The organism is Novosphingobium album (ex Liu et al. 2023), from assembly GCF_029076845.1.
GTDB lineage: Bacteria > Pseudomonadota > Alphaproteobacteria > Sphingomonadales > Sphingomonadaceae > Novosphingobium.
The window spans coordinates 16082-37747 of the sequence record NZ_JARESE010000036.1 but is presented as its reverse complement, the minus strand read 5'-3'; the positions used below and the strand labels follow the sequence as shown (position 1 = coordinate 37747).

General features: G+C 68.9%; 19 protein-coding genes. 9 read left to right on the top strand and 10 right to left on the bottom strand.

From position 1 onward, the window contains the following. Positions 1 to 2: 2 nt before the first annotated feature. Genes PYV00_RS11620 through PYV00_RS11580 form a run of 9 tightly spaced genes read right to left on the bottom strand, consistent with a single transcriptional unit; the run spans position 3 to position 10185 of the window. Positions 3 to 416 (bottom strand): GtrA family protein, encoded by a 414-nt coding sequence (locus PYV00_RS11620; RefSeq protein ID WP_275228431.1) that lies wholly within the window; start codon positions 414 to 416, stop codon positions 3 to 5. After that, positions 413 to 2236, bottom strand: coding sequence for a thiamine pyrophosphate-binding protein (locus PYV00_RS11615; protein ID WP_275228430.1), 1824 nt, complete (start codon positions 2234 to 2236; stop codon positions 413 to 415). The genes PYV00_RS11620 and PYV00_RS11615 overlap by 4 nt, the downstream gene beginning before the upstream one ends. Continuing rightward, a complete protein-coding gene (locus PYV00_RS11610; protein WP_275228429.1) occupies positions 2233 to 3246 on the bottom strand; it encodes an NAD-dependent epimerase/dehydratase family protein in 1014 nt (337 codons plus the stop codon). The genes PYV00_RS11615 and PYV00_RS11610 overlap by 4 nt, the downstream gene beginning before the upstream one ends. Next, positions 3243 to 4544: a hypothetical protein gene (locus tag PYV00_RS11605; RefSeq protein ID WP_275228428.1), complete on the bottom strand. Its 1302-nt coding sequence runs from the start codon at positions 4542 to 4544 to the stop codon at positions 3243 to 3245. The genes PYV00_RS11610 and PYV00_RS11605 overlap by 4 nt, the downstream gene beginning before the upstream one ends. After that, positions 4541 to 5518, bottom strand: a complete 978-nt coding sequence (locus PYV00_RS11600; protein ID WP_275228427.1) for a glycosyltransferase family 2 protein — start codon at positions 5516 to 5518, stop codon at positions 4541 to 4543. The genes PYV00_RS11605 and PYV00_RS11600 overlap by 4 nt, the downstream gene beginning before the upstream one ends. Further along, the gene (locus PYV00_RS11595) at positions 5515 to 6657 is read right to left on the bottom strand and encodes a capsule biosynthesis protein (protein ID WP_275228426.1); all 1143 of its coding nucleotides are present in this window, start codon (positions 6655 to 6657) and stop codon (positions 5515 to 5517) included. Before PYV00_RS11595 ends, PYV00_RS11600 begins: the two co-directional genes overlap by 4 nt. After that, positions 6654 to 8528, bottom strand: a complete 1875-nt coding sequence (locus tag PYV00_RS11590; protein ID WP_275228425.1) for a polysaccharide biosynthesis/export family protein — start codon at positions 8526 to 8528, stop codon at positions 6654 to 6656. The genes PYV00_RS11595 and PYV00_RS11590 overlap by 4 nt, the downstream gene beginning before the upstream one ends. Next, positions 8525 to 9367, bottom strand: coding sequence for an inositol monophosphatase family protein (locus tag PYV00_RS11585; RefSeq protein ID WP_275228424.1), 843 nt, complete (start codon positions 9365 to 9367; stop codon positions 8525 to 8527). Before PYV00_RS11585 ends, PYV00_RS11590 begins: the two co-directional genes overlap by 4 nt. 5 nt (positions 9368 to 9372) lie before the next feature. Further along, positions 9373 to 10185 carry an aldolase/citrate lyase family protein gene (locus tag PYV00_RS11580; RefSeq protein WP_275228423.1) on the bottom strand — a complete coding sequence of 271 codons (813 nt, stop codon included), beginning with the start codon at positions 10183 to 10185 and terminating at the stop codon, positions 9373 to 9375. Between the two features lie 404 nt (positions 10186 to 10589). On the opposite strand from PYV00_RS11580, the gene PYV00_RS11575 reads away from it, so the two are divergent. The 4 genes from PYV00_RS11575 (at position 10590) to PYV00_RS11560 (ending at position 15150) form a co-directional block, all read left to right on the top strand. Further along, complete coding sequence (locus tag PYV00_RS11575) at positions 10590 to 11117, top strand: M23 family metallopeptidase (RefSeq protein WP_275228422.1); 528 nt, start codon at positions 10590 to 10592, stop codon at positions 11115 to 11117. Positions 11118 to 11218: 101 nt separating this feature from the next. Beyond that, complete coding sequence (locus PYV00_RS11570) at positions 11219 to 11743, top strand: sigma-70 family RNA polymerase sigma factor (protein WP_342803811.1); 525 nt, start codon at positions 11219 to 11221, stop codon at positions 11741 to 11743. 58 nt (positions 11744 to 11801) lie between these two features. Next, positions 11802 to 12737 (top strand): FecR family protein, encoded by a 936-nt coding sequence (locus PYV00_RS11565; protein ID WP_275228421.1) that lies wholly within the window; start codon positions 11802 to 11804, stop codon positions 12735 to 12737. Next, the gene (locus PYV00_RS11560) at positions 12721 to 15150 is read left to right on the top strand and encodes a TonB-dependent receptor (RefSeq protein WP_275228420.1); all 2430 of its coding nucleotides are present in this window, start codon (positions 12721 to 12723) and stop codon (positions 15148 to 15150) included. Before PYV00_RS11565 ends, PYV00_RS11560 begins: the two co-directional genes overlap by 17 nt. A gap of 59 nt (positions 15151 to 15209) precedes the next feature. Here PYV00_RS11560 and PYV00_RS11555 read toward each other — a convergent pair whose 3' ends face one another. Further along, complete coding sequence (locus tag PYV00_RS11555; protein WP_275228419.1) at positions 15210 to 16049, bottom strand: SDR family oxidoreductase; 840 nt, start codon at positions 16047 to 16049, stop codon at positions 15210 to 15212. Between the two features lie 327 nt (positions 16050 to 16376). Between PYV00_RS11555 and PYV00_RS11550 the strand changes: the two genes are divergently transcribed. Genes PYV00_RS11550 through PYV00_RS11530 form a run of 5 tightly spaced genes read left to right on the top strand, consistent with a single transcriptional unit; the run spans position 16377 to position 21579 of the window. Next, positions 16377 to 16904: a Csu type fimbrial protein gene (locus tag PYV00_RS11550; protein ID WP_275228418.1), complete on the top strand. Its 528-nt coding sequence runs from the start codon at positions 16377 to 16379 to the stop codon at positions 16902 to 16904. 52 nt (positions 16905 to 16956) lie between these two features. Beyond that, positions 16957 to 17451 (top strand): Csu type fimbrial protein, encoded by a 495-nt coding sequence (locus PYV00_RS11545; RefSeq protein WP_275228417.1) that lies wholly within the window; start codon positions 16957 to 16959, stop codon positions 17449 to 17451. A 25-nt stretch (positions 17452 to 17476) separates the two neighbouring features. Beyond that, positions 17477 to 18244 (top strand): fimbrial biogenesis chaperone, encoded by a 768-nt coding sequence (locus PYV00_RS11540; protein ID WP_275228416.1) that lies wholly within the window; start codon positions 17477 to 17479, stop codon positions 18242 to 18244. A gap of 3 nt (positions 18245 to 18247) precedes the next feature. Further along, a complete protein-coding gene (locus PYV00_RS11535) occupies positions 18248 to 20584 on the top strand; it encodes a fimbria/pilus outer membrane usher protein (protein ID WP_275228415.1) in 2337 nt (778 codons plus the stop codon). Then, positions 20584 to 21579 (top strand): Csu type fimbrial protein, encoded by a 996-nt coding sequence (locus tag PYV00_RS11530; RefSeq protein ID WP_275228414.1) that lies wholly within the window; start codon positions 20584 to 20586, stop codon positions 21577 to 21579. Before PYV00_RS11535 ends, PYV00_RS11530 begins: the two co-directional genes overlap by 1 nt. The last annotated feature ends 87 nt before the right edge of the window (positions 21580 to 21666 follow it).

Here is a 21666-nt window from a genome sequence, read left to right as displayed (position 1 = left end):
GGCTATTCGGCCGCCGGGCGGAACGTCACGCGGCTGTGCCAGAACCAGCTCGTGGCCACCAGCACCAGGGTGAAGCCGGTCTGCGCCAGCACTGGGGGGATGCCGGCCAGCTCGACCAGCAGCGGCAGCGCCGCCCAGTTCACCGCATAGTTGAACAGGTAGAAGCTGGCGAAGGTGCCGAACTCGCGCAGCCAGTTGGTGCCGCGCGTGCGGAACACACCGAACTTGTGCGTGGCGAAGGCGAAGCCCAGGCACACGACTTGCGCCACGCCCAGCGCGACCATGTAGTGGACGCGCAGCGTAGGCACCGCCCACAGCAGGGCCGGGTAGAACGCGATCCCGAACACGGTGTTGACGCCGCCCGCCACGAGGAACCGGAACGGGCGGGCGGCGTCGTGATGAGCAAGCCGGGTCACAGCTCGTCCATCAATGCGATGCGCATGTTCTCGCGCAGCACCTCGCGCGGCAGGAAGGGCGAAAGGTCTTCGAGCGCGGGCGAGGTGATGCGGCCATCGGGGTGCGATTTGGCGCCGAGCTTGGGCGCGAAGGCGACGTTCTCGTCGACCACGATCTCGCAGATCGCCGGGCCATCGGCGGCCAGCGCCGCCGCGATCGCGCCGGGCAAGTCGTTGTGCGTCTCGGCGCGGGAATAGGCCAGGCCGAACGCGGCGGCGACCCTGGCGAAATCGGGGAAAGTGACGTTGCTCTTGGGCCCGCCGCCGACCTCGACCCCGTTGAAGAAATTGCGGTGCGTCTGGAAGATCGAGACATAGCCCGCGTTGTTGATGAGGAAGACCTTCACCGGCAGCGTATTGCCCGCGATCGTCTGCAGTTCCTGCAGGTTCATCATGATGCTGCCGTCGCCGGCGATGCAGATCACGCGCTGGCGGCTTTCCGTCGCGGCGCAGACGCCGATCGCGGCCGGCAGGTCATAGCCCATCGTCGCGCAGCCCGAATTGGTCCACAGCCGCTGGCCACGCTTGATATGCGCCGCCTGGAAGCTGACGACGCAGGCGCTGCCGTTGCCGGTGACGACGATCTCGTCCTCCCCAAGCTGGCCGAACAGCTCGTCCATCGCCACGTAGGGATGCACGCGCGGGCCATGGTCGCGATATTCGGGCAGCACCGCGGGAAAGCGCCGCACCCGCTCGCGCGACCATGCCAGCCATTCGCGGTGCGCGTCGGTCGGTCCCTCGTATGCGGCTTCGAGCAGCGCGGGGATCAGGTCGGACAAGTCGGCCACCACCGGCATGTCGGGCACGACATTGGGCTTCTTCAGCTCGACCGGGTCGATATCGACCCAGATCTTGTAAGCTTCGCGCGCAAAGCTGTGCCAGTTGTAGCTGACTTGCCGGATATTGAGCCGGCTGCCGAGCACCAGCAGCAGGTCCGCGCTCTGCGTCACCATGTTGCCGCCGCGATCGCCCACCGTCCCCGGCTTGCCGCAATTCAGCGGATGGTCGGTCCACAAGGCATCGTGCGCGTTCCAGCCGGTGACGACGGGAATGCCCAGCTTCTCGATCAGGGCGAGGAACGCTTCGTGCGCCCCGCTCAGCCGCACGCCGCCGCCAGCGAAGACCACCGGCCGTTCGGCCCGCGCGATCCGCCCGAGGATCTTGGTGGCAACGCCGGACAATCCGGTCCGCCGCCACGATTCGTCCAGCTCGGCCGGATCGAAGCCGGGCAGCAGATCGTCGGGATCGATCTTCGCCGCCTGAACATCGAGCGGGATGTCGAGCCAGACCGGCCCCGGCCGCCCGCTGGTGGCAAGGTAAAGCGCCTTTTCCAGATGATAGCGGATCGAGCGCGGATCAGTGACCATCGCCACATACTTGGTGATCGGGCGCACGATCGGCTCGATATCGAGTTCCTGATCGCCGTACTGGCGCAGCGGCAGGCCGGTGTGGCGCACCGTCGTCTCGGTCTTCACCTGGCCCGAGATCACCAGCATCCCGATCGAATCGACATAGGCGCCATAGACCCCGGTGATGGCATTGGTGCCGCCGGGGCCGGACGTGACGTTGACCACCGCCAGCCGGTTGGTCAGCCGGTAATAGGCTTCCGCTGCCATCGAGAGCGCCTGCTCATGGTGGGTGAACGTGGTCTTCAGCGCGGGATGCGTGCCCAGCGAATGGTTGAGGTGCATCGCGCCGCCGCCGGTCAGCATGAAAACATCGCGGATGCCGTGTTCGGCCAGCCGGGCGGCGACCCAGTCGGAGAGTTTTACCAGAGTCATGGAATCCATCCGTTGGAAAGGGCGGTGCGCCGGATCGCCTCGTCGAGGCCGATGGTGGCGGTAACGCCAAGATCGCGGCGGATCGCCGCGGTGGAGGGCACGTAGCGGCCGGGGTTCCAGCCGGGATCGGGCTGGCCCAGCACCTCGACTCCCGGCCCGCCGAGCACGCTGGCGGTGCGCTGGGCCAGCTCCGCGATCGAGACCGCTTCTTCCGAACCCATGTTGTAGACCGCGCCCGGCGCGGCCTTGACCAGCAGCGTCCAGAGCCAGACCGCAAGGTCGGCGGCATAGAGGTAGGATCGCACCGCCTCGCCCGAGCTTTCGACGCGGATCGTGCGGCCCGCGATTGCGTCGCGGATGAAGTTGCCGGCGGCGAAATGGATGTCGAGCGTCAGCAGCGGCCCCAGCAACGCGAAGATGCGCGCGGTGACGATGTCGAGGCCGAACTGCCGGCCATGGATCGCGCAAAGCGTTTCCGCCGCGCGCTTGCCCTCGGCATAGGCGGATCTGGGATCGCGCGGATCGGGGCCACCCATCCAGTCCTCGGCAACGTGCGGGACGTCGGCGGGCTGCGCGCCATAGACCGCGCCCGAGCTCATGAACAGCACGCGCGGGGCGCCGCTGGCCATGGCGAAATCGAGCACCCGGCGCGTGCCGCCCACGATCGTGTCGAACATGCGGCACGGGTCGCTGGCGGTGAGCGCGGCGCTGGCGTCGGTCGCGCCGTGGATCACATGGGTGAAGCGGCCTTGCGGGAAGGCGAAGCTGGCGGTGTCGCCCGTGACGAACTCGACGCCGGCGGCAAGGTGCGGCGCGCGCGCGGCGAAGCCGGCGGGATCGCGGCTCAGCAGCACGACTTCGGCGGCCGCGCCCGATCGCGCCAGCGCTTCGAGCATCCAGCGGCCGATGAAGCCGGTGCCGCCGGTCATGAAGATGCGCGCGCCATCGAGCCGGGGCCAGAGCGGGGCGAGCGCGCACGTGACCGCGTTGAGATCCTCGGCCAGAATCATGCCGGGGCCAGCCACAGGTTCGGCCGGTGCCGGCCATGCGCCCGCGCGGCGAGCAGGATCGTGTCGCAGGCCAGCGCCCAGACGATCACGAGCAGCAGGCCAGGGCGCAGGAAATGCCCCCAGGTCAGGCCGAATTCGGGAATGACGTCGCGCCCGCCCAGCCAGCTTCGGCTGCTGATCTCCAGGATCGGCGCGAGCGGCACGTCGCCCACCAGGCACAGCAGGTAAGCGCAGATCACCGCCAGCACCGGCCCCGGACGGCGGAACGGTTCGAGCAGGACCAGGAACAGCAGGAACGTCTGGGTATAGCCGCCGGGCGACTGGGTCGCCAGATAGGCGCCCAGCAGCAGCGCGGCAATGCGCGGGCCGGCCACCGCGCGGGGCTGCACCCAGGCCGCCGCCAGCCCCGCCAGCGCGACGATCTGCGTCGCACGGATCGCCAGCGGCACGGCAAGCTCGATCAGCTCCACCGTGCGCGAAGGCACGAAGGTGAGCAGCGGCACCTGCGCCTCGCGGATCTTCAGCAGCGGGGCATAGCTGGTGGCGTAATTGACCTCGTTCCAGATCTGCGCGCCCTGGTAGACGATCCATTTCGCGGTGTTGTCGGCCAGTTCCAGCGGCGTGCCCGAGCCGACCCAGGCCAGCGTCGCGCAATAGAGCGCCACGCTGGCGATACCGGCCAGTTCCAGCGCCCGCCAGCGCCGCCGCACCGCCAGCTGGAGCACCGGCAGGACGAGGTAGGGCTTGAAGTTCACTGTCGCCGCCGCCGCCAGCGCTCGCCCGGCTTTCGAGCGCAGCAATGGCCCGTGCGCCAGCACGAAGCAGGCGAAGCCGACAAGGATCAGGTTGCCGCGTTCCAGCGTGAACAGCAGCGGCAGGCCAAGACCCAGCGCGATCGTGCGCATCGGCGCGGTGCGCGGATCGGCGCGGCGGAAGCTCAGCCAGAGCAGCGCGACGTCGAGCAGGTAGAAGCCAAGGATCGTCGCCCGCGCCAGCCAATCGCAATCGCGCGCGTAAAACGGCGATTGCAGGTAGCAGCCGGGCAGGCCGAACAGATCGAGGAAGACGAACGAGAGCGGCGGATAGATGCTGCCCCAGACATCGTAGGCGCCCCGGTTCTGCGCCCAGTAGGCGGTGTTGAACCAGTCCATGAAGGTGTCGTTGGTATCGAACACGAAGGGCTGCGGCAGATAGCCGTTGGCACGCAAGAACAGCGCGGTGGCCGCAAGGCTGGCCAGCACGGCGAGCGCCAGCAGCACTTCGGGCACGAGCGGAAGGATGCGCGCCGCGCGGTTCATCGCGGCGCTGGCGGTTTCCCGGCCGGGCCTGCCGCCTGCGGCGCGCCGGGCGGAAAGTTGATCCGCTCTTCCTCGATCACCAGCGGCACGTTGCGGCTGCGCTCGGCCAGGAGGCGCACCTGCTCGGCGATCAGCCCGAGCGAGAGCATCACCAGCGTGAACGCGCCGGTGCCCACGGCCAGCCAGGCCAGCGGCATGGTGGGACCGCCGGCGGCCAGCGCGATCACCGCGCCGAACATCAGCGCCAGCGTCATCAGCCCGGCCAGGATCGAGACCAGCAGCGGCATCCGCAGCAGCGATCGCGCCGAGCCGGCCAGCGCCGAGATGGCGAAGGCGAGGAGCGAGCGAAAGCCGTTCTTGCTCTCGCCCGCCGCGCGCGCCGGGCGATCGAACGGCAGCACCGCCAGGCGAAAGCCGCTTTCCACCAGCATTCCACGGAAGAACGGTTCGGGCTCGTGCCAGCGCGCCAGCGCGTCCACCACCTTGCGATCGAACAGGCCGAAGCCGGTGGCGCCGGGGATCACCGGATAGTCGCCGAAGCGCGACAGCAGGGCATAGCCCACGCGCCGCACCCAGCCGAGCGGGAACGGCGCGCGCTCGGACCGGCGCTGCCCCAGCACGATCTGCGCGCCTTCGCGCCATTGTCGCACGAAAGGCCCGATCATGGCCGGCGGGTCCTGGAAATCGGCGCCCATCCCGATCACCGCATCGCCCGAGGCCTGATAGATGCCATAGGTGGGCGATCGCATCTGGCCGTAATTGCGATTGTTGAAGATCGCGCGGATGTTCGCGTCCTCGGCGCAAAGCGCGCGGATGATCGCGCGCGTGCCGTCGGTCGAGCAATTGTCGATCAGGACGATCTCGTGCGAGAAGGCGATCTTGCGCGCTTCGGCCGTCACCGCATCGCAGATGGCGCGCACGTTCTCGGCCTCGTTGAAGCAGGGGATGACGATTGAGAGTTCGGGCCGGCTCATCGCGTCGCCTCCTCCCGCGCGGGTGCCCCGCGCATCGGACGGCCGCCGATCAGCGGCAGGCGCAGGCCCGTGGCGGGCGCGTAAAGCTCGGTGAAGGCGGCCAGCAGCAGGACCAGCACCAGCACCGCGACGGCCGCGATGTTGAGCTTGCGATCGGCATCGAGCCGGGCGGCCTCTATCACCTGCACGTCCGATGCGGTCTCGCCCGCCAGCGCCTCGACCGCGACTTCCTCGGACGAGCGGGCGTAGACTTCGTAAAGCGCCTGCGCGAAGCGGTAGTCGCGATAGAGATCAAGGTATTCGCCCGAAACCTGGCTCAGCCCCGCGACATTGGGCCCGGCCGCGTCGCTGCCCGGAGTCGCGGTGCGCGCGATCTGCTGCTGGAGCGAGGCGATTTCGGACTGCATGGCGCGCAGCTTCGGGTTTTCCGGGCCGAGGAAGCCGCTCATCGTCTGCAGCTCCACCTTCTTGGCCTGGAGCTGGGCCTGCAGGTTGGCGCGCAGCGACAGCTCGGAGCCGAGCTGCGCTTCGGGCGCGGCCAGGTTGTTGCGCCGCCGGAAGCCGTCGAGCGCCGCCTCGGCCTTGGCCACGCGGTCCGATGCCTCGGCGAAGCGATGCTCGACGATACCGCGCTTTCGCCGGGTGCGGTCATCGCCCAGGTTGATGATGCGATCGCTGATCGCGCCGGCATAGGCGCGAGCCAGGCGCTCGGCCTCGCCGCCATCGTGCGTGCGGGCCTCCACCTCGATGATGCCGCCGGTCAGCGAATGGATATCCACCTTGCGCGCCAGCGCGATCCGCGCGGCCCGCTCGTCGCCATAGCCTTGCGGCCCGACCAGCCTGAGCCGGGCGATCACCGCGTCGGTCACTTCGGTGCTGCGCGCGATGGCCAGATACATGTCGATCGGCTGCTTGGCCCCGCCCAGCAGCGCGGCGAAGCCCTGGAACTGGCTGCCGAACGCGCTGGTCATGCTGCCGATGCCCAGGCTGCTGGGGTCTTGCGGCACGAACTTGGTGCGCGCCACGTAAGGCTGCGGAAAGAAGCACAGCACCAGCAGCACCAGCGCCAGCACGCCATAGCCCCGCCGCCGCATACGCGGATCGGACAATGCGCCGGTCAGGCGCCGAGGCCAGCTCATTGCGCGATCGCCTTGACCGAGGCGGCGCCGACGATGCCGCCGAACAGCGTGCCGGTGATATCGCGCAGCCGCGCCCAGAACTCGCCGCGGTCGGCATCGATCGGCACGAAGACCAGGTCGCCGGGCAAGGCCCGGGCGTTGAGCGTGCGGCGCCCGTCGGCGATCACCGTGCCGTTGGCGCGCACCACGAAAATCTCGGCCTTGTCGCCCAGGTTCTGGATGCCGCCCGCCATCTTGACGAAATCGCGGATCCTGCGCCCGTCCGAATAGGCGAACGAGGCGGGCGAAGGCACCGCGCCGAACACGCCCACCGTCACCGGCCGGGGCGGCACATAGATCGTATCGTTGTTTTCCAGGATCAGTTCGCCCGGCAGGCTCGCGGTCTCCACCGGCAGGTCGAACACCAGCCGCCCGGTGGGCTCGCGCTTGCGCATCTGTTCGACCACCGACTGGATCATCGCGACATTGGCCGGCTGGATCAGCTGCGATCGGTTGACCGAGGTGAGCGGCTGTGCGGTCAGCACGGTTTCGACATCGGCCACCGCCCGCTCGAAGCTGGCGCGCTGCTGCTGCTTCACGCTTTCGCGGGTGATGACGCTGGCATAGGGAAAGGCTTCGGTGGTGAGCCCGCCGGCCTCGGCCACGACATCGGCCAGGCGGGTGCCGGGCTTGAAGAAATAGCGGCCGGGCCGGGCCACTTCGCCGCTGATCGTCACCAGCAGCGATTGCTGCTGCAAGGGCCGGGCAATGCCGGCATTGGTCAGCACGCGGATCACGTCACCGCGCCGCGCCGGCGTCGCCTGCGCCTCGGCGGCGGACAGCTCGCGCCAGCCGGCATCGGCAGCCCCCAGCGAATCGAGCACCATCAGCCGGCTGCGATCGGCGATGGTATTGACCCCGCCGGCATAGAGCAGCGCGTCGGCCAGCGTCTCGCCGGGAGCCAGCTCGAACACCGCCTCGTGATTGACGCTACCCATCACGGCGACTTGCTCGCCGGCCGGAGCGATGTAGATGACATCGCCGTTCTGCAGCACCATGTCGCCGGTGCGATCGCCCTTCAGCAGCAGGTCGTAAAGATCGAAATCGGATACGAGGCGCCCGCCGCGCCGAAGCTGGATCGAGCGGAAGCTGCCGCCCGGCGCGGGGCCGCCCGCCGCCAGCACGGCATTGACCAGCGTCGCCAGGCTGCCGACGCTGAACGATCCGGGGCGCGCGGCAAAGCCGGTGACGAACACCGTCACGCCTTTCAGCCGCGCCACCGTCACTTCGATCTCGAAGCTGCGGTACTGGCGTGAAACCTCGCGCGCGACCACTTCGCGCACATCGCCATAGCGCACGCCGCCCAGCATGATCGCGCCCACCCTGGGTACGAAGACGCGGCCTTCGCTGTCGATCGTCAGGCGAAGGTTGGTCGCCTGCACCGATCCGGCCAGCGCCAGCCGGATCTGGTCGCCGGGATTGAGCCGGTAATCGGGCGGGATCGTGGCGGTGGGCGGCGCGGAAAAGTCGCGCGTTCCGGGCACCAGCAGTTCCGCGCCGAAACGGCGCAGCGGCTTGCCGGCAATGGTGGAGACGAAGCTTTCGAACTCGCTTGGGGCGTTGAGTCCGGTAAGCTTCGTCTCCTCGGCTGGCGCCTGCTCTGCCGTTTCCGCCTGCGGTTGGGACGGGGGGTTGGTGTCAAGATCCGCAGGCTCGAACGGCGCGGCCTGCGCGGGGGGGACTGCTTGCCCCGCGCTGGCGTTGCCGAAACCGCCGCCGCCCTGCTGCTGCGCGGGAACGACGGGTAGCGATAGCTGCGCCAATGCCGGCGCGGCCGGAAGCAGGGCGGCCAGCGCAAGGCCCGCCGCCAGATGCCTCGAATACGAATTCATGCGGCCCATGCCTCCGCCGGGATCAGCCCCGCCTCGGGCCCGAGCAGGACGCGCGCCGCCTGCTCCCACAAAGCCGCGCTGGCGGCGGCAAGGATGCCGCCGGCCGCGCCGCCGACGCGATAGGGCGAGCCATCCCAATGCGTGATCCGGCCGCCCGCTTCCTCCAGGAACAGGGCGCCGGCGGCATGGTCCCACGGCAGCGAGCGCTGGAACAGCGCGACGTCGTTCTCGCCCAGCACGAGGCGCGGATAGCTTTCCGCCGCGCAGCGTGGCACGGCCACCACCGCGCAATGGCGCCCGGCATGGGCGTGCACCCGCTCGCGCCGGGCGGCCGGAAGAAAATGCGTGCCCAGCGCCGCGACGGGCAAGGCCGCGCCGGTCGGCCGGGCGCGCACCGGCTCGCGATCGCAGGTCGCGCCCCTGCCGCGCTCGGCCTGGCACATCCGGTCGCGCAGCGGATCGAGCAGCCAGCCGGCTTGCGGCACGCCGTGATCGACCAGCGCGATCATCATGCCGAACGGGGCCTGCCCGCGCGCATAATTGGCCGTGCCGTCCAGCGGGTCGATCAGCCAGACCAGCCCCTCGCCGGCGCGATCGAGCAGGCCCGGGTCCTGCGCGACCGCTTCCTCGCCGATGATCCGCGCTGACGGGCAAAGCGCGGCAAGGCCATCGGCCAGGCGCCGTTCCGCTTCCAGATCGGCGCTGGTCACGACCTCCCCGGGGCTCTTCTCGGCGATATCGTGCGCGGCCAGCCGGCGGAAGCGCGGCAGGACCACGCTTGCCGCGACGGCGCGCATCAACGCCGCGACCTGCTGACCAAGGGAGGTGCCGGGCGACATGGGGCTCAGGCCGCCAGACTCGCGATGCGCGCGCGCGCGGCGGTGGCGCTGCGTTCCTGCATCATGCGGATGCGGGCCAGGTCCTCGTCGGCGATCGCGCGATAGTAGTCGCGCTTGTTTTCCAGCCAGGCCAGCTCGAAAGCGACGGCATTGGCGATGCCTTCCTCGAAGCGGGCGGATTCGGCCGCCGCACCATCGAACACCACCTTGCGCGTCTCGAACCGATCGAGCCGGACCTGCCGGATCTCGCGCAGCGCCGCGACCGCTTCGAGCGCGACCGAGCCACCCACGACCAGTTCCAGATCGTTGTCGGCGCAGGCCCCGGCGGCGGCGAGCACCGCGTCCGTCACCTGGCGGGTGTTGATCGCGCCGCGCGGCAGCCCGCACGACAGCGTGAAATCGACCCGGCCGAAGACGATGCCGTCAAGGTGGGCCGCCGCGACCGGCAGCATCGCTTCCAGATTGGCGAGCGTGCTCTGGGTTTCGAGGTTGAACAGGAACTTGGCGTTGTGGGCATCCTCGCCCCAGGTCTTGGCGCGCGCCTCGACGAACTTGGTCAGGGCATAAGGCGTCTCCACCATCGGGGCGATGATGTAGTCCGCGCCATAGAGCCGGGACGCGAGCAGGTCGGACACCGCCTCGCAGCCGCCGATCTTGATCGCGACGCCAAGGTCGGCGCGATGGGCCAGTTCAAGCAGGCGCAGCAGCTCGTCGGGCCGGGTCCCTTCGGCCTCGAACTCGGCCTTGACCGCGACGACGCCGAAATCGTCCCGGCCTTTCCTGAGCATGTCGAGCATGGCGCGTTCACTGGTATTCATAAGATTGGCCTCCCATTCGTGAAAAGCGTTGCTGGCATGGGGGGAGACGGAGCGCGCCGGCCGCTCCCGCAAGCAAAAATGCCGCGCGAAATTTTTTTCCGCCCGGCTTGCGGGTTGGCCGCGAGGTCTCCGTCCTTCCTGCGATGCCCGTCCGTTCTACGTCCCTTATTCCGCTTGGCGCCTGGCTGCTTGCCAGTACGGCACCGGCCTTCGCGTCGGCCCCGGCCGAGCTGCCCGGCGGAGACAGCGAGGTGTTTCGTATGCGTATGATGGACTGGTTGGATGCTCCGGCCGACAAGATCGCCCCGCCCGCACGGGCCCAAGGTGCGCGGGCACGAGGCCCGGGCGCCGATCCGGCCCCGGCGGCAAGGCGCGCGCGCGCGGCAGCAGCGACCCCTGCGCCCATGCCGGCGCCGGCGATGCCCCGGCTGACATCGCGCTTCGGCTATCGCGCGGATCCGATCCGGGGCGGCTGGCGGATGCACACCGGGATCGACATTCCGGGGCCCCTGGGCACGCCCGTCCGTTCCTCGGCCGGGGGCTTCGTGCGCTTCGCCGGGAACGCGGGCGGCTATGGCCAGATGGTGGAGATCGACCATGGCGGCGGGCTGCACACGCGCTATGCGCACCTTTCGCGCATCCTGGTGCAGCCGGGCATGGCCGTGACCGGAGGCGAGACGATCGCCCTGATGGGATCGACCGGGCATTCCACCGGCAGCCACCTGCATTTCGAGGTGCGCAGCGATGGCCGCCCGGAAAACCCGCTCGCCTATCTCGGCGGCAGGGCGGCCCGCGCGTCGGACCGCGCATGGAGCGCCGCCCCGGAACGCACGGCGGTGCGCCTCGCGCCGCTGACGGCGGCCACTCCGCATGTCTCGGATTTCGCACGACGCCGCGCAAAAATGGCCGGTGAGCCGGGAGCGGGGTCTTGAGAGTGGTGCGCGATTCTGCCTTGTCGCAAGTCCGCGCGGGCTATCCAGGCGCCACCCCGGACGCGGATGCTGAATCGGCACGGCGCACAGAGGCGATGCCATTGCCCGGGACTGAAGGCGAGCAGCAGATCAGCGGCCTGCAAGGCGTGGTCATCAACGAGCGGTCGCGCCTGATGCGCTTCCTGGCCGCGCGCGGCGCGGGCGACGAGGCGGAGGACATGCTGCACGAGCTGTGGCAGCGCGTCAGCACCGCGGCCGGTCACCCCATCGCCGATCCGATGTCATATCTGTTCCGCGCCGCCGAAAACCTGATGCGCGATGTCCGCCGCTCCAACCTCAGCCGCGAGCGCCGCCAGTTCGACTGGCACGAGACCGCGCCCACCGCCGAGGAAGAGCCGCTGGGCGAACGCGTCCTGATCGCGCGCGAGCGTCTGCGCGCGGTCGATGCCGTGCTCGAACAGCTGGGCCCGCGCGTGGCGCGGATCTTCCGCCGCTATCGTATTGAAGGAATCAGCCAGATCACCATTGCACAGGAACTTGGCATCAGCCTCAGCTCGGTCGAAAAGGACTTGCAGAAGGCCTACCGCGCCGTCGCGCAACTCAAGGCGAAATTCGATGCGGAATGACACGCGCGGCTACGTCACAAATGAGGGCGGGGACATGACCGAGGAGGATTCAAACCTCATGGACACGGCCCGTCTGTGGATGATCCGGGTGAACGAGCCCGATTTCGATAACTGGGATGGCCTTTCGGCCTGGCTGGAAGCCGATCCACGCCACCTTGCCGCCTATGAGACGGCGCTGGACGAAGATGCCTGGGCCGCCGGCCTGGTCGTGGGCGAGAGCCGCCCGGTCCCTTTCGCCCGCTCCCCCGCCCCGGCGCGCCCGGCGCTGTCGCGCCGCCGCGCGCTGCTGGCCGGCGCGATCGCCGCCACGCTGGCGGGCGTGGGCACCTGGAGCGTGATGGGCCACAGGCCCGCCGGCACCGAGATCGTCACCGCGCCCGGCGAGCACATGAGCGTGGCGCTGTCCGACGGCACGCGCATCGCGCTGAACGGGGGCACCGCCATTTCCTATGATCCCGAGCATCCCCGACGCGTGACGGTGGAGCGCGGCGAAGCGCTGTTCGAAGTGCATCACGATACGGCCACGCCCTTCGTCGTCATGGCCGGCGACACCCGCCTGATCGACGCGGGCACGGTGTTCAATGTCGTGCGCGACGGGGACGCGCTGGAAGTGGCGGTGGCCGAAGGCGCGGTGATCTATGATGCCGCGCGCCAGCCGATCCGGCTGGAACCGGGCGACGCGCTGGTCCGCCCCGACGGATCGGCCCGGCCGCAACTGCGCAAGGCCGATCCGGCCTCGATCGGCAGCTGGCGCGAAGGCCTGCGGCAATATGACAACGCAATGCTGGCGACCGTCGCGCGCGACTTGTCGCGCAGCGTCGGCAAGCCGATCCACCTGGCGCCCGGCGCCGAGCGCATCCGCTATAGCGGCACGCTGGCAATCGAGGGTTCAGCAAAGGACATTATGGCGCGGGTCGGGCCGCTGCTCGGCGTGACGATCACCGAGGGCGCGGATGCCTGGGAGATGATGCCCGCTGATGCTGCGCCTCGTTAGTCTCGCGCCGATCGCGGCGGTGCTCCTGGCGTCTCCCGCGCTCGCTCGCGAGGAGCGGATCGATATCGCCGTGCCCGCTTCCCGGCTGGACCAGGCCGTGCGCGTGCTGGGCCGGCAGAGCGGGGCCAGCATCGGCTTTCGCGATCGCGACGTGGCCCGGCTGAAAGTGCGCGCCGTCCGCGGCAGGCTGACCACCGGCGAGGCGCTGGTGCTGATGCTGCGACAATCGGGTGCCCGCGCGCGGCGCGTGGCGGCTGATACCTTCCTGATCGAGATCGATCCCGAGGCACGGCGCGAAGCCGCGCCGGTGCCCGTGGCGCTGAGCGTGCGCGAGGAACCCCGGCCGCTCGAATCCCCGCCGCCGATCGAGATCGTCGTCACCGGCACCAAGCGCGAGATTCCGATCGGCGCTTATCCGGGCATGGTCCATATCGTCGAGGGCGATCGTGTCTCGGTCGCCGCCGGCAAGACCGGCACCGACGCCATCGAGGCGACGACCGCAAGCGTCATTTCCACCCATCTGGGGCCGGGGCGCAACAAGCTGTTCATCCGGGGCATCGCCGATTCCAGCTTCGTCGGCCCGACGCAGGCGACCGTCGGCCAGTACTGGGGCAACAGCCGGATCACCTACAGCGCGCCCGATCCCAGCCTGAAGCTTTACGACGTGCGCCGGATCGAAGTGCTCGAAGGCCCGCAAGGCACGCTTTACGGGGCGGGATCGCTGGGCGGCATCGTGCGCGTGGTGCCGCGCGAGCCGCAGTTGGATGAAGTGGGCGGCACGATCTGGTCGGGCATCGAAGGGGTGGAGCACGGCCGGCCCGGCATCGATGGCGGCGCGGTGATCAACCTGCCGCTGGTCGCGGGCAAGCTGGGGCTGCGCGCGGTGGGCTTCGGCTCGGTCGAGAATGGCTATATCGACGATGTCGGCCGGGGCCTGAAGGACATCAACGATGTCGATTCGGCCGGCGGCCGCGTGTCGCTGCGCTATGAAGGTGAAGCCGGGTGGACCGTCGATGCCAGCGTGGTCGGCCAGCGCATCGACGGCAAGGACAGCCAGTATACCGAGCGCGATCTGGGCGGGCTCAAGCGATCGAGCGCGATGGCGCAGCCCTATCGCAACGATTTCCTGCTGGCCGACGTGGTGCTGCGCAAGACCTGGGACGATATCGAGTTCACCTCCTCGTTCGGCTTCGCCTACCAGAAGGTGTTCGAGCTGTTCGAAGGGCCGGCGCTGGCCAACCCGGCGGACGCGGCGCAATCCCCGGTCGATAGCGCGGTGACGGCCAGCTACAGCCAATCGAACCGCATCCATATGTTCACCGGCGAGGCCCGCCTCGCCCGCAGCGCACCCGACGGCACCGGCTGGCTGATCGCGGCGAGCCTGCTGCGCAACGAGGCGCGGGTCAATCGCGGGATGAACGTGATGACCTTGCGCAGCCCGCTGACCGGCGTGAACAACCGGGTCGAGGAAGCGACCGTCTATGGCGAGGCGACGCTGGCGCCGGCCGCGCGCCTCAACCTGACGGTGGGCGGCCGGCTGACTTATTCGCGCCTTTCGGGCGATGTCGAGGACGCGCTGCAGCCGCTCTCGCTGGTCTACAAGCTGGACCCCGGCGCGCGCGCCAGCCGGTCCGAAACGCGATTCCTGCCCTCGGTGGCGCTGGCTTACCAGTCTTCGGACAAAGCGACGTTCTTCGCGCGCTATCAGGAAGGCTTCCGCCCCGGCGGCGTGGCGGCACGGCGCGAATACGTGCAGCGCTATCAGGGCGACCGGGTGCGCTCGCTGGAAGCGGGCGTGCGCTATCGCGGCGACGGGCTGGAGCTGGAGACCAGCACCTCATGGACCGACTGGCGCGATATCCAGGCCGACCTGATCGACGGCTATGGCTTTCCCACCACCACCAATGTCGGCAATGGCCGCGTGCTGTCGTTCGGCGCCTCGGGCCGCTGGCGCCCGGCCCCCGCGCTGGAACTGGACGCGGCGGTCTATCTCAACCGCAGCAAGGTGACGGAGCGCAAGACGATCCTCAACACGCTGCAGCCATCGGCGGGGCCAGCCAGCTTCACCCGGCTGCCCAACATCGCCGACGTCACCGCGCGGGTGGGCTTCACCTGGTCGGCCCCGCTCGACGCGGGCCATGACCTCGAAGTGTCGGGCTTCGGCCGCTACGTCGGCGATTCGACGCTGGGCATCGGGCCGGTTCTGGGTCAGCCGCAAGGCGACTATGTCGATACCGGGCTCGAAGCGACGCTGCACGCGGGCGACGTGCGCTACAGCCTTTCGCTGACCAACCTGCTGGATGCCAAGGGCAACCGCTTCGCGCTGGGATCGCCGTTCCAGGTGCGCGACCGCAACCAGATCACCCCGCTCCAGCCCCGCTCGATCCGCCTGGGCGTGCAGTTCGACTTCTGAGCAGAGGATTTGTGGGGAAACGCGCCGGAAGGCGCATTTCAAACCACCCTCCCAATTCCTCAGGCCGCGCCGCCCATGAAGCCGGGGTCGATCGCGCCAGTGTAGACGCCGCTGGCGAAGCCCTGGTCGGTCAACAGGAACGCGCCGGTGACGGCGGCGTTGAGCGGGCTGTTGAGCAGGACCAGCGGCCAGGCCTGATCCTCCGCCGTGGCGATGCGGCCCAGCGAGGGATAGGGCCAGGCATCGAGGAAGCCTTCGGGCAGCAGCTTTTCCTGCTCGTCCATGAACGCGGTGCGCGTGGGGCACGGGCCGATCGCGTTGAGCCGGATGCGGCGATCGAGCCCGAGCTTGACCGCGGCGTGCTGCACCCAGACCACCAGCATCTCCTTGGAACTGGTGTAGCCATCGCGCACGCGCGCGGCGGGATCGGCCTCGCACCAGGCATAGGCCTCGTCCGGGTCGGCGATGGCCAGCATTTCCATGCTCTGCGCCAGGTTCTTCTGCCAGCCGAGCGCCGCGTCCGAAGAGATCAGCGCGATCCCCGCCCCGTCGGCCAGCGCCGGCAATAGCGATTCGACGAACAGCCGGGTGCCTATGTAGTTCACCCGCATACAGTAAAGCGCGCCCTTGATGTGCGGCGGCAGGCCCGCGCAGGGGAACAGGAAATCGACCGGCGCAATGGCCTGGAGCGCCGCGGCCGTTGCCCGCACTTGCGCGAAATCGGACAAGTCGCAGGCATGATAGCTTGCGTGCGGCACTTTGGGCGCCTGGATATCGACGATGTGCACTTTGGCGCCCAGTTCGCCGAGTATCCGCGCCGTCGCCTCGCCCATGCCCGAAGCGCCGCCCGTCACCACGATCGTCTTGTCCCGGTAGCCCAGTCCATCAAGGTTCAGCATGTCCCACTCCCGTTCCGCCGCCAGCGGCGCTTATGCAGTGCTCACTATCGAAGCGCGCCGGGCGACGCAAGGCGGCGGGCGGGTCAGGGCGTGATGATGAATGCCCGGCGCGCCACCGCCTCGCGCCCTTTTCCCAACAGATGCGCGAGTTCGGAAATTATGTTCATTTCGATCCTTAAAATGGGGTCAATGCGAACCCATTTCGGTATGAAGAATATCATTAATGAACCCAAAATTCATAATTCCGTGGGAATATCGTAATCAACAAATGCATTAATCTTACAATAATAATTCGATATCCATACTTAATAGTACGGGGTTTTTGTAATGATGAGGAACATCTCAATCGCAGTCTTGGGGGTCGCGGGCCTTGCAATCCATACGTCGGCCAATGCTCAGACGGTGATCGGCACTATTGACTCCACCATCGAACTGACCGCCGCGTGCGAAGTAAATGGCAGTACTGGAACGAACGGGGTCGATTTCGGCACACTGGATTTCGGCTCGCATTCGACCTTTTTCACGCAGGCGACCACCCAGCTTCAGTCCGGCGCCGGCAATACGATCGAAATCCGCTGCTCCCCGGGCGCCGATGCGACACTTACTTTTGCCAGTGGCAACAACGATGGCGAGGTGAACGGCTCCGGGCGCGCCATGGCCTTCAACGCGCACTTTGTGCCTTACGACATCTATTCGGACGCCGGCTTCCAGAACGTACTCGACAATGACGCGACCATTCCCGTGACGGCCGACGGCACCATGCAGGACATCCCGATCTATGGCCGCGCCCTGGGCGCCAGCGGACTGGTGGCCGGAACCTATACCGACACGATCTCGGTCACGCTGGGCTTCTGACATGTCCGCCCCGGCAAGGCGCATGGCCGGGCGTCTGTGCATGGCCGCGGGCATGGCTGCTACCCTGGCCGTTCCGCCAGCGCGGGCCGAAACCAGCGCGACGTTCGACCTTGCGGCAAGGATCGTCGCCGGTTGCGAGATCAACGGGGACACGGCCGCCAGCGGGCAAGCGATCGGCCAGACCGGCACGCTCGATTTCGGCACCCATTCGGCACTGGAAACCGGCCCGGTCACGGCCGTCATGGCCTGGAATTCCGCCGTCTCGATGCGCTGCACGCCCTCGGTGGCGCTGACCATGGCGATCGGCGCCGGGCTTCACGCCGACAGCGCGCGCAACCTGCAGCGCCAGGCCGGCACCAGCCGCATCGCCTATCGCCTCTATCGCGACGCCGGGTTCAGCCAGGAGCTGATCGCGGACCAGCCGGTTCCGATCAGCTTCAGCGAATCCCTTCCCATCACGCCCGCGATCTACGGACGGCTGGTCCTGCCGGGAGATCGTCCCGCCGGCACGTACAGCGATACCGTGGTCGTGACATTCGCCTGGTGACATCATGCGCTTACCCTTCCGCTTATTGACCGCGATCGCCGCCACCGCGATGGCGGCGGCAACACCCGCCCCCGCCGTCCGCGCGGCCACGCCGCTGCTCATCTGGCCGATCGACCCGGTGATCACGGCCGACCGGGGCGGCGCCATGCTGTGGCTGGAAAACCGGGGCAAGACCCCGGCGATGCTGCAGATCCGCGTCTATCGCTGGACCCAGGCCGACGGCCAGGACCAGTACGAGGAACAGCGCGAGGTTTCCGCCAGCCCGCCGGTGGTGGAAATCCCCGGCGGCCAGCGGCAAGTGATCCGCCTGTCCCGCCAGGGCGATCAGCGCGCGCCCGGCGAAAGCGCCTATCGCATCATCATCGACGAAGTGCCGACGCGCGCCACCCCGGCCAATCCATCGCCCGAGGGCACGGCGGCGGGCGCGGTCGCCGTCCAGTTCCAGATGCGCTATTCGCTGCCGCTGTTCACGTACGGCGCCGGCACCGATCCCGCATCCGTTGCCGCCGCATCGCCCAGGGCGGCGGCGCTGCTGCGCTGCGAACTGGCGGACGGGCCGCAAGGCAAGGCGCTGCGGCTGCGCAATATCGGCCCGGTGCACGCACGCGTGGTCGATCTGTCGCTCACCACACCGGCGGGCGCGGCCTCGCTGGGGGCGGGGCTGGTCGGCTATGTCCTGCCCGGCGCGGCGCTGACGCGGCCCTTGCCCAAGGGCGCCACGGGCCGCGAGCCGCTGAGCATGGCCGGGCGGCAAGGCGAACGGATCACCATTGCGGGATGCGCGCCCGAGTGAGCCGTGATCGCGCGCACCGCCCTGCCCCGGTCCTGCCGCCTGCTGCCCCTGCTGATCGCCGGAGCCCTGCCCACGGCGGCACTGGCCGGCCTGCCTCCGCCGCCGCGTGAAGCGATCCTGCCCGCCGCGCTGCAGCTACGGCTGGAACTGGTGGTCAACGATGCGCCGACCGGCCGCGTCGTCGGCGTGGAGGCGCGCACCGGCCGCTTCCTGGTGGACGCGGACGACTTGCGCGGCGTGCATATCCGGGTGCCGCCACCCGTGGCTGGCCCGATCGACCTGGCCGATCTGGCCGGCGTCGTCGCCAGCTACGATCAGGCGGGCCAGCGCCTGCTGCTGCATGTTCCCAGCGAGTGGCTGCCGCAGCAGACGCTGGGAAACAGCCCGACGCCGGTGCGGATCGAGCCCGAAAGCAGCTTTGGCGCGGTGCTGAACTATGACCTTTACCTTGCGCGCGGCGGCACCGGCGATGCCACCGCCGCGCTGTGGAACGATGCCCGCGTGTTCGGCCGGTTCGGCGTGGTGCGCAGCACCGGAGTGTACCGCCAGCCGCTGGCCGGAAAAGGCGGCGGGCGCTTCACGCGTTATGATACGCAATGGACCTATATCGACGATGACCGCGCGCTGACTTACGAAGCGGGCGACCTGGTTACGCGCACCCTGCCTTCGACCAGCCCGGTGCGGCTGGGCGGCGTGCAGCTTTCGCGCGATTTCAGCGTCCGGCCCGATATCGTCACCTATCCCCTGCCCAGCTTTTCCGGCACGGCGGCAGTGCCCAGCGCGGTGGACCTGTTCATCAACGGGCACCACACGTCGAGCGGCCAGCTTGCCCCCGGCCCCTATACCCTCACCGACATGCCCTATGTCAGCGGCGCGGGCGAGGCGGTGGTGGTGACGACCGACGCGCAAGGGCGCCGGATCAGCACCAGCATTCCCTTCTATGTCGCCAACACGCTGCTGCGCCCCGGCCTCGACGATTTCGCCGTCTCGATCGGCAAGCTGCGGCGTGATTACGGGCGCGAGAACTTCGCCTACGGCGCGATGGCGGCCAGCGGCGCCTGGCGCCATGGGCTGACCGACTGGCTGACGGTGGAAGCGCAGGCGCAAGGCGCGCGATCGCTGGCGCTGGGCGGCGCGGGCGGCACGATCCGCATCGGCAATCTGGGCGTGATCGACGTTTCGGGAACGGTCAGCCGCCATGACGGGGCCCAGGGCACGCAGATCCAGGTGGGCTATCAATACAGCAACCGCCGCTTCAACCTGGCGATGCGCCACACCGAGCGGGACCGCGACTATGTCGACCTGGGCAATTACGGCGTCGCGCCAGCGCGCGCCGCGCGCGAGGAAACGCAAGTGAGCGCCAATCTGGTGCTGCCGGCCCGGCTGGGCACGCTGGGCGGTAGCTATATCGAGACCGGGGGCGAGGCGCAGGGTATGCGGCTGGCCAACCTGTCGTACTTCAAGGCGCTGTGGAACCGGGGCAGTATGCTGGTTTCGGCCAACCGCGATCTGGACAAGGAACAGACTTCGGCGATGGTCCAGCTCGTGGTTTCGCTGGGGCGCGGCGGCACCGCCGTGGGCGGCGTGGAGCGCGACCCGCAAGGCAGCCTGCGCGAACGGATCGCCTATAGCCGCGCGGTGCCGACCGAGGGCGGGCTGGGCTGGCGCGCCGAGCTGGCCCACGGCGACCGGCACGGCGAGCAGTATCAGGCCGAGCTGACCTGGCGCGCGCCTTTCGCGCAAGTGCAGGCCGGCGCCTATGGCTCGCGCCAGGGCGACACGCAATGGGCCGATGTCAGCGGCTCGCTGGTCCTGATGGGCGGCGGCGTGTTCGCCGCCAACCGGATCAACGATGCCTTCGTGCTGGTCAGCACCGATGGCGTTGCCGGCGTGCCGGTGCTGCACGAGAACCAGCGCGTGGGCGTGACCGGACGCGGCGGCTATCTGCTGGTGCCCTGGGTCAAGGCATACCAGCCCGCGAAATTCGCCATCGACCCGCTGGACCTTTCCGCCGATGTCTCCACCCCGGTGGTGGAACAATACGCCGCCGTCACGCTGGGCGGCGGGCGGCTGGTGCATTTCCCGGTGCGCAAGCTGGCCGCCGCCATGGTGGTGCTGAACGATCGCGCCGGCAAGCCGCTTCCCGCCGGAACCCCGGTCAGCACCGATCGCGGCTTTGCCACGCGGATCGCCTGGGAAGGCGAGGCCTATCTGGAAAATCTCGCGCCGGACAACCGGCTGACCGCCACGCTGGAAGACGGCACCACCTGCACGGCCCGCTTTGCCTTCGATATCGCGCGCGCGGGCGCGGAACCGATCGGACCGCTGCCATGCCTGTAATGAACCGCCTTTCCGCCCGGCAAGGCTGGGCCACGCTGCTCGCGCTGCTGCTGGCGATGGTCATGACCCAACCGGCGCGCGCGGATTGCACCACCTCTTCGGCCACGGCCAGCCTGGGCACGGTCAGCTCCTTCGCCGCCGCCGCGAGCGCGCAGGGCACCACCGCTTCGTCAGGCATCGCCTGCTCGGGCAGCGGCACGTTGACGCTGATCACCACCAACACCATCACCGCGACGATCCAGAGCGCCACCGGCAGCAACGGCAACCAGCCCCGGCTGCACGATCCCGCCACCGGCGATTACCTTCCCTTCCTCATCTGCCGCGATGCCAGCTGCGCGGCGACCTACCAGATCGGCAACCAGATCACCTGGACCAGCACGACCTTCCTGGGATTGCTCAACCTGTTCACCGGGCCGGGCAGCACCCTGCCGCTCTATTTCCGCACGGTCCCCGGCACACAGGTCGCCGCCGGCACTTATACCAGCACGGTCACGATAGCGTGGAACTGGAACATCTGCTCGGTCGGCGCGCTGATCTGCCTCGTGCGCGATACCGGCACCGGCACCAGCACCGTCACGCTTTCGCTGGTGGTCGAGCGCGATTGCGCGATCACCGCCCCGCCGGTCGATTTCGGCAGCGCGCCGCTGGTCGGCAGCTTCGATCCGGTGACACGCACGATCACGCTGCTCTGCTCCAAGGACGCGGCCTATACGGTGGGCATCAACAACGGCCTGCACGCATCGGGTGGCGTGCGCCGCCTGTCGAACGGCGGCGCGTTCATCGCCTATGACCTGTTCTATCCGGCCGCGTCCGGCGCGCGCTGGGGCGCCACCGGCGGCGAACGGCGCGGCAGCGGCGAAGCGACGACGAACGCGGGCATCTACAACGGCACCACCAGCCAGACCTATACTTACCGCGCCGAGATCGCGCCGAACCAGCCGACGCCGGCCGCCGGCACACATACCGACACACTGACGCTCGACGTGCAGTTCTAGGTCTGTCCGCCTTTAACGGAATCGGCACCGGCCCGCGCCCCCCGACCTCCCACGGAAGTATACTTGATGGGAGGTCGGGCGGGGGCC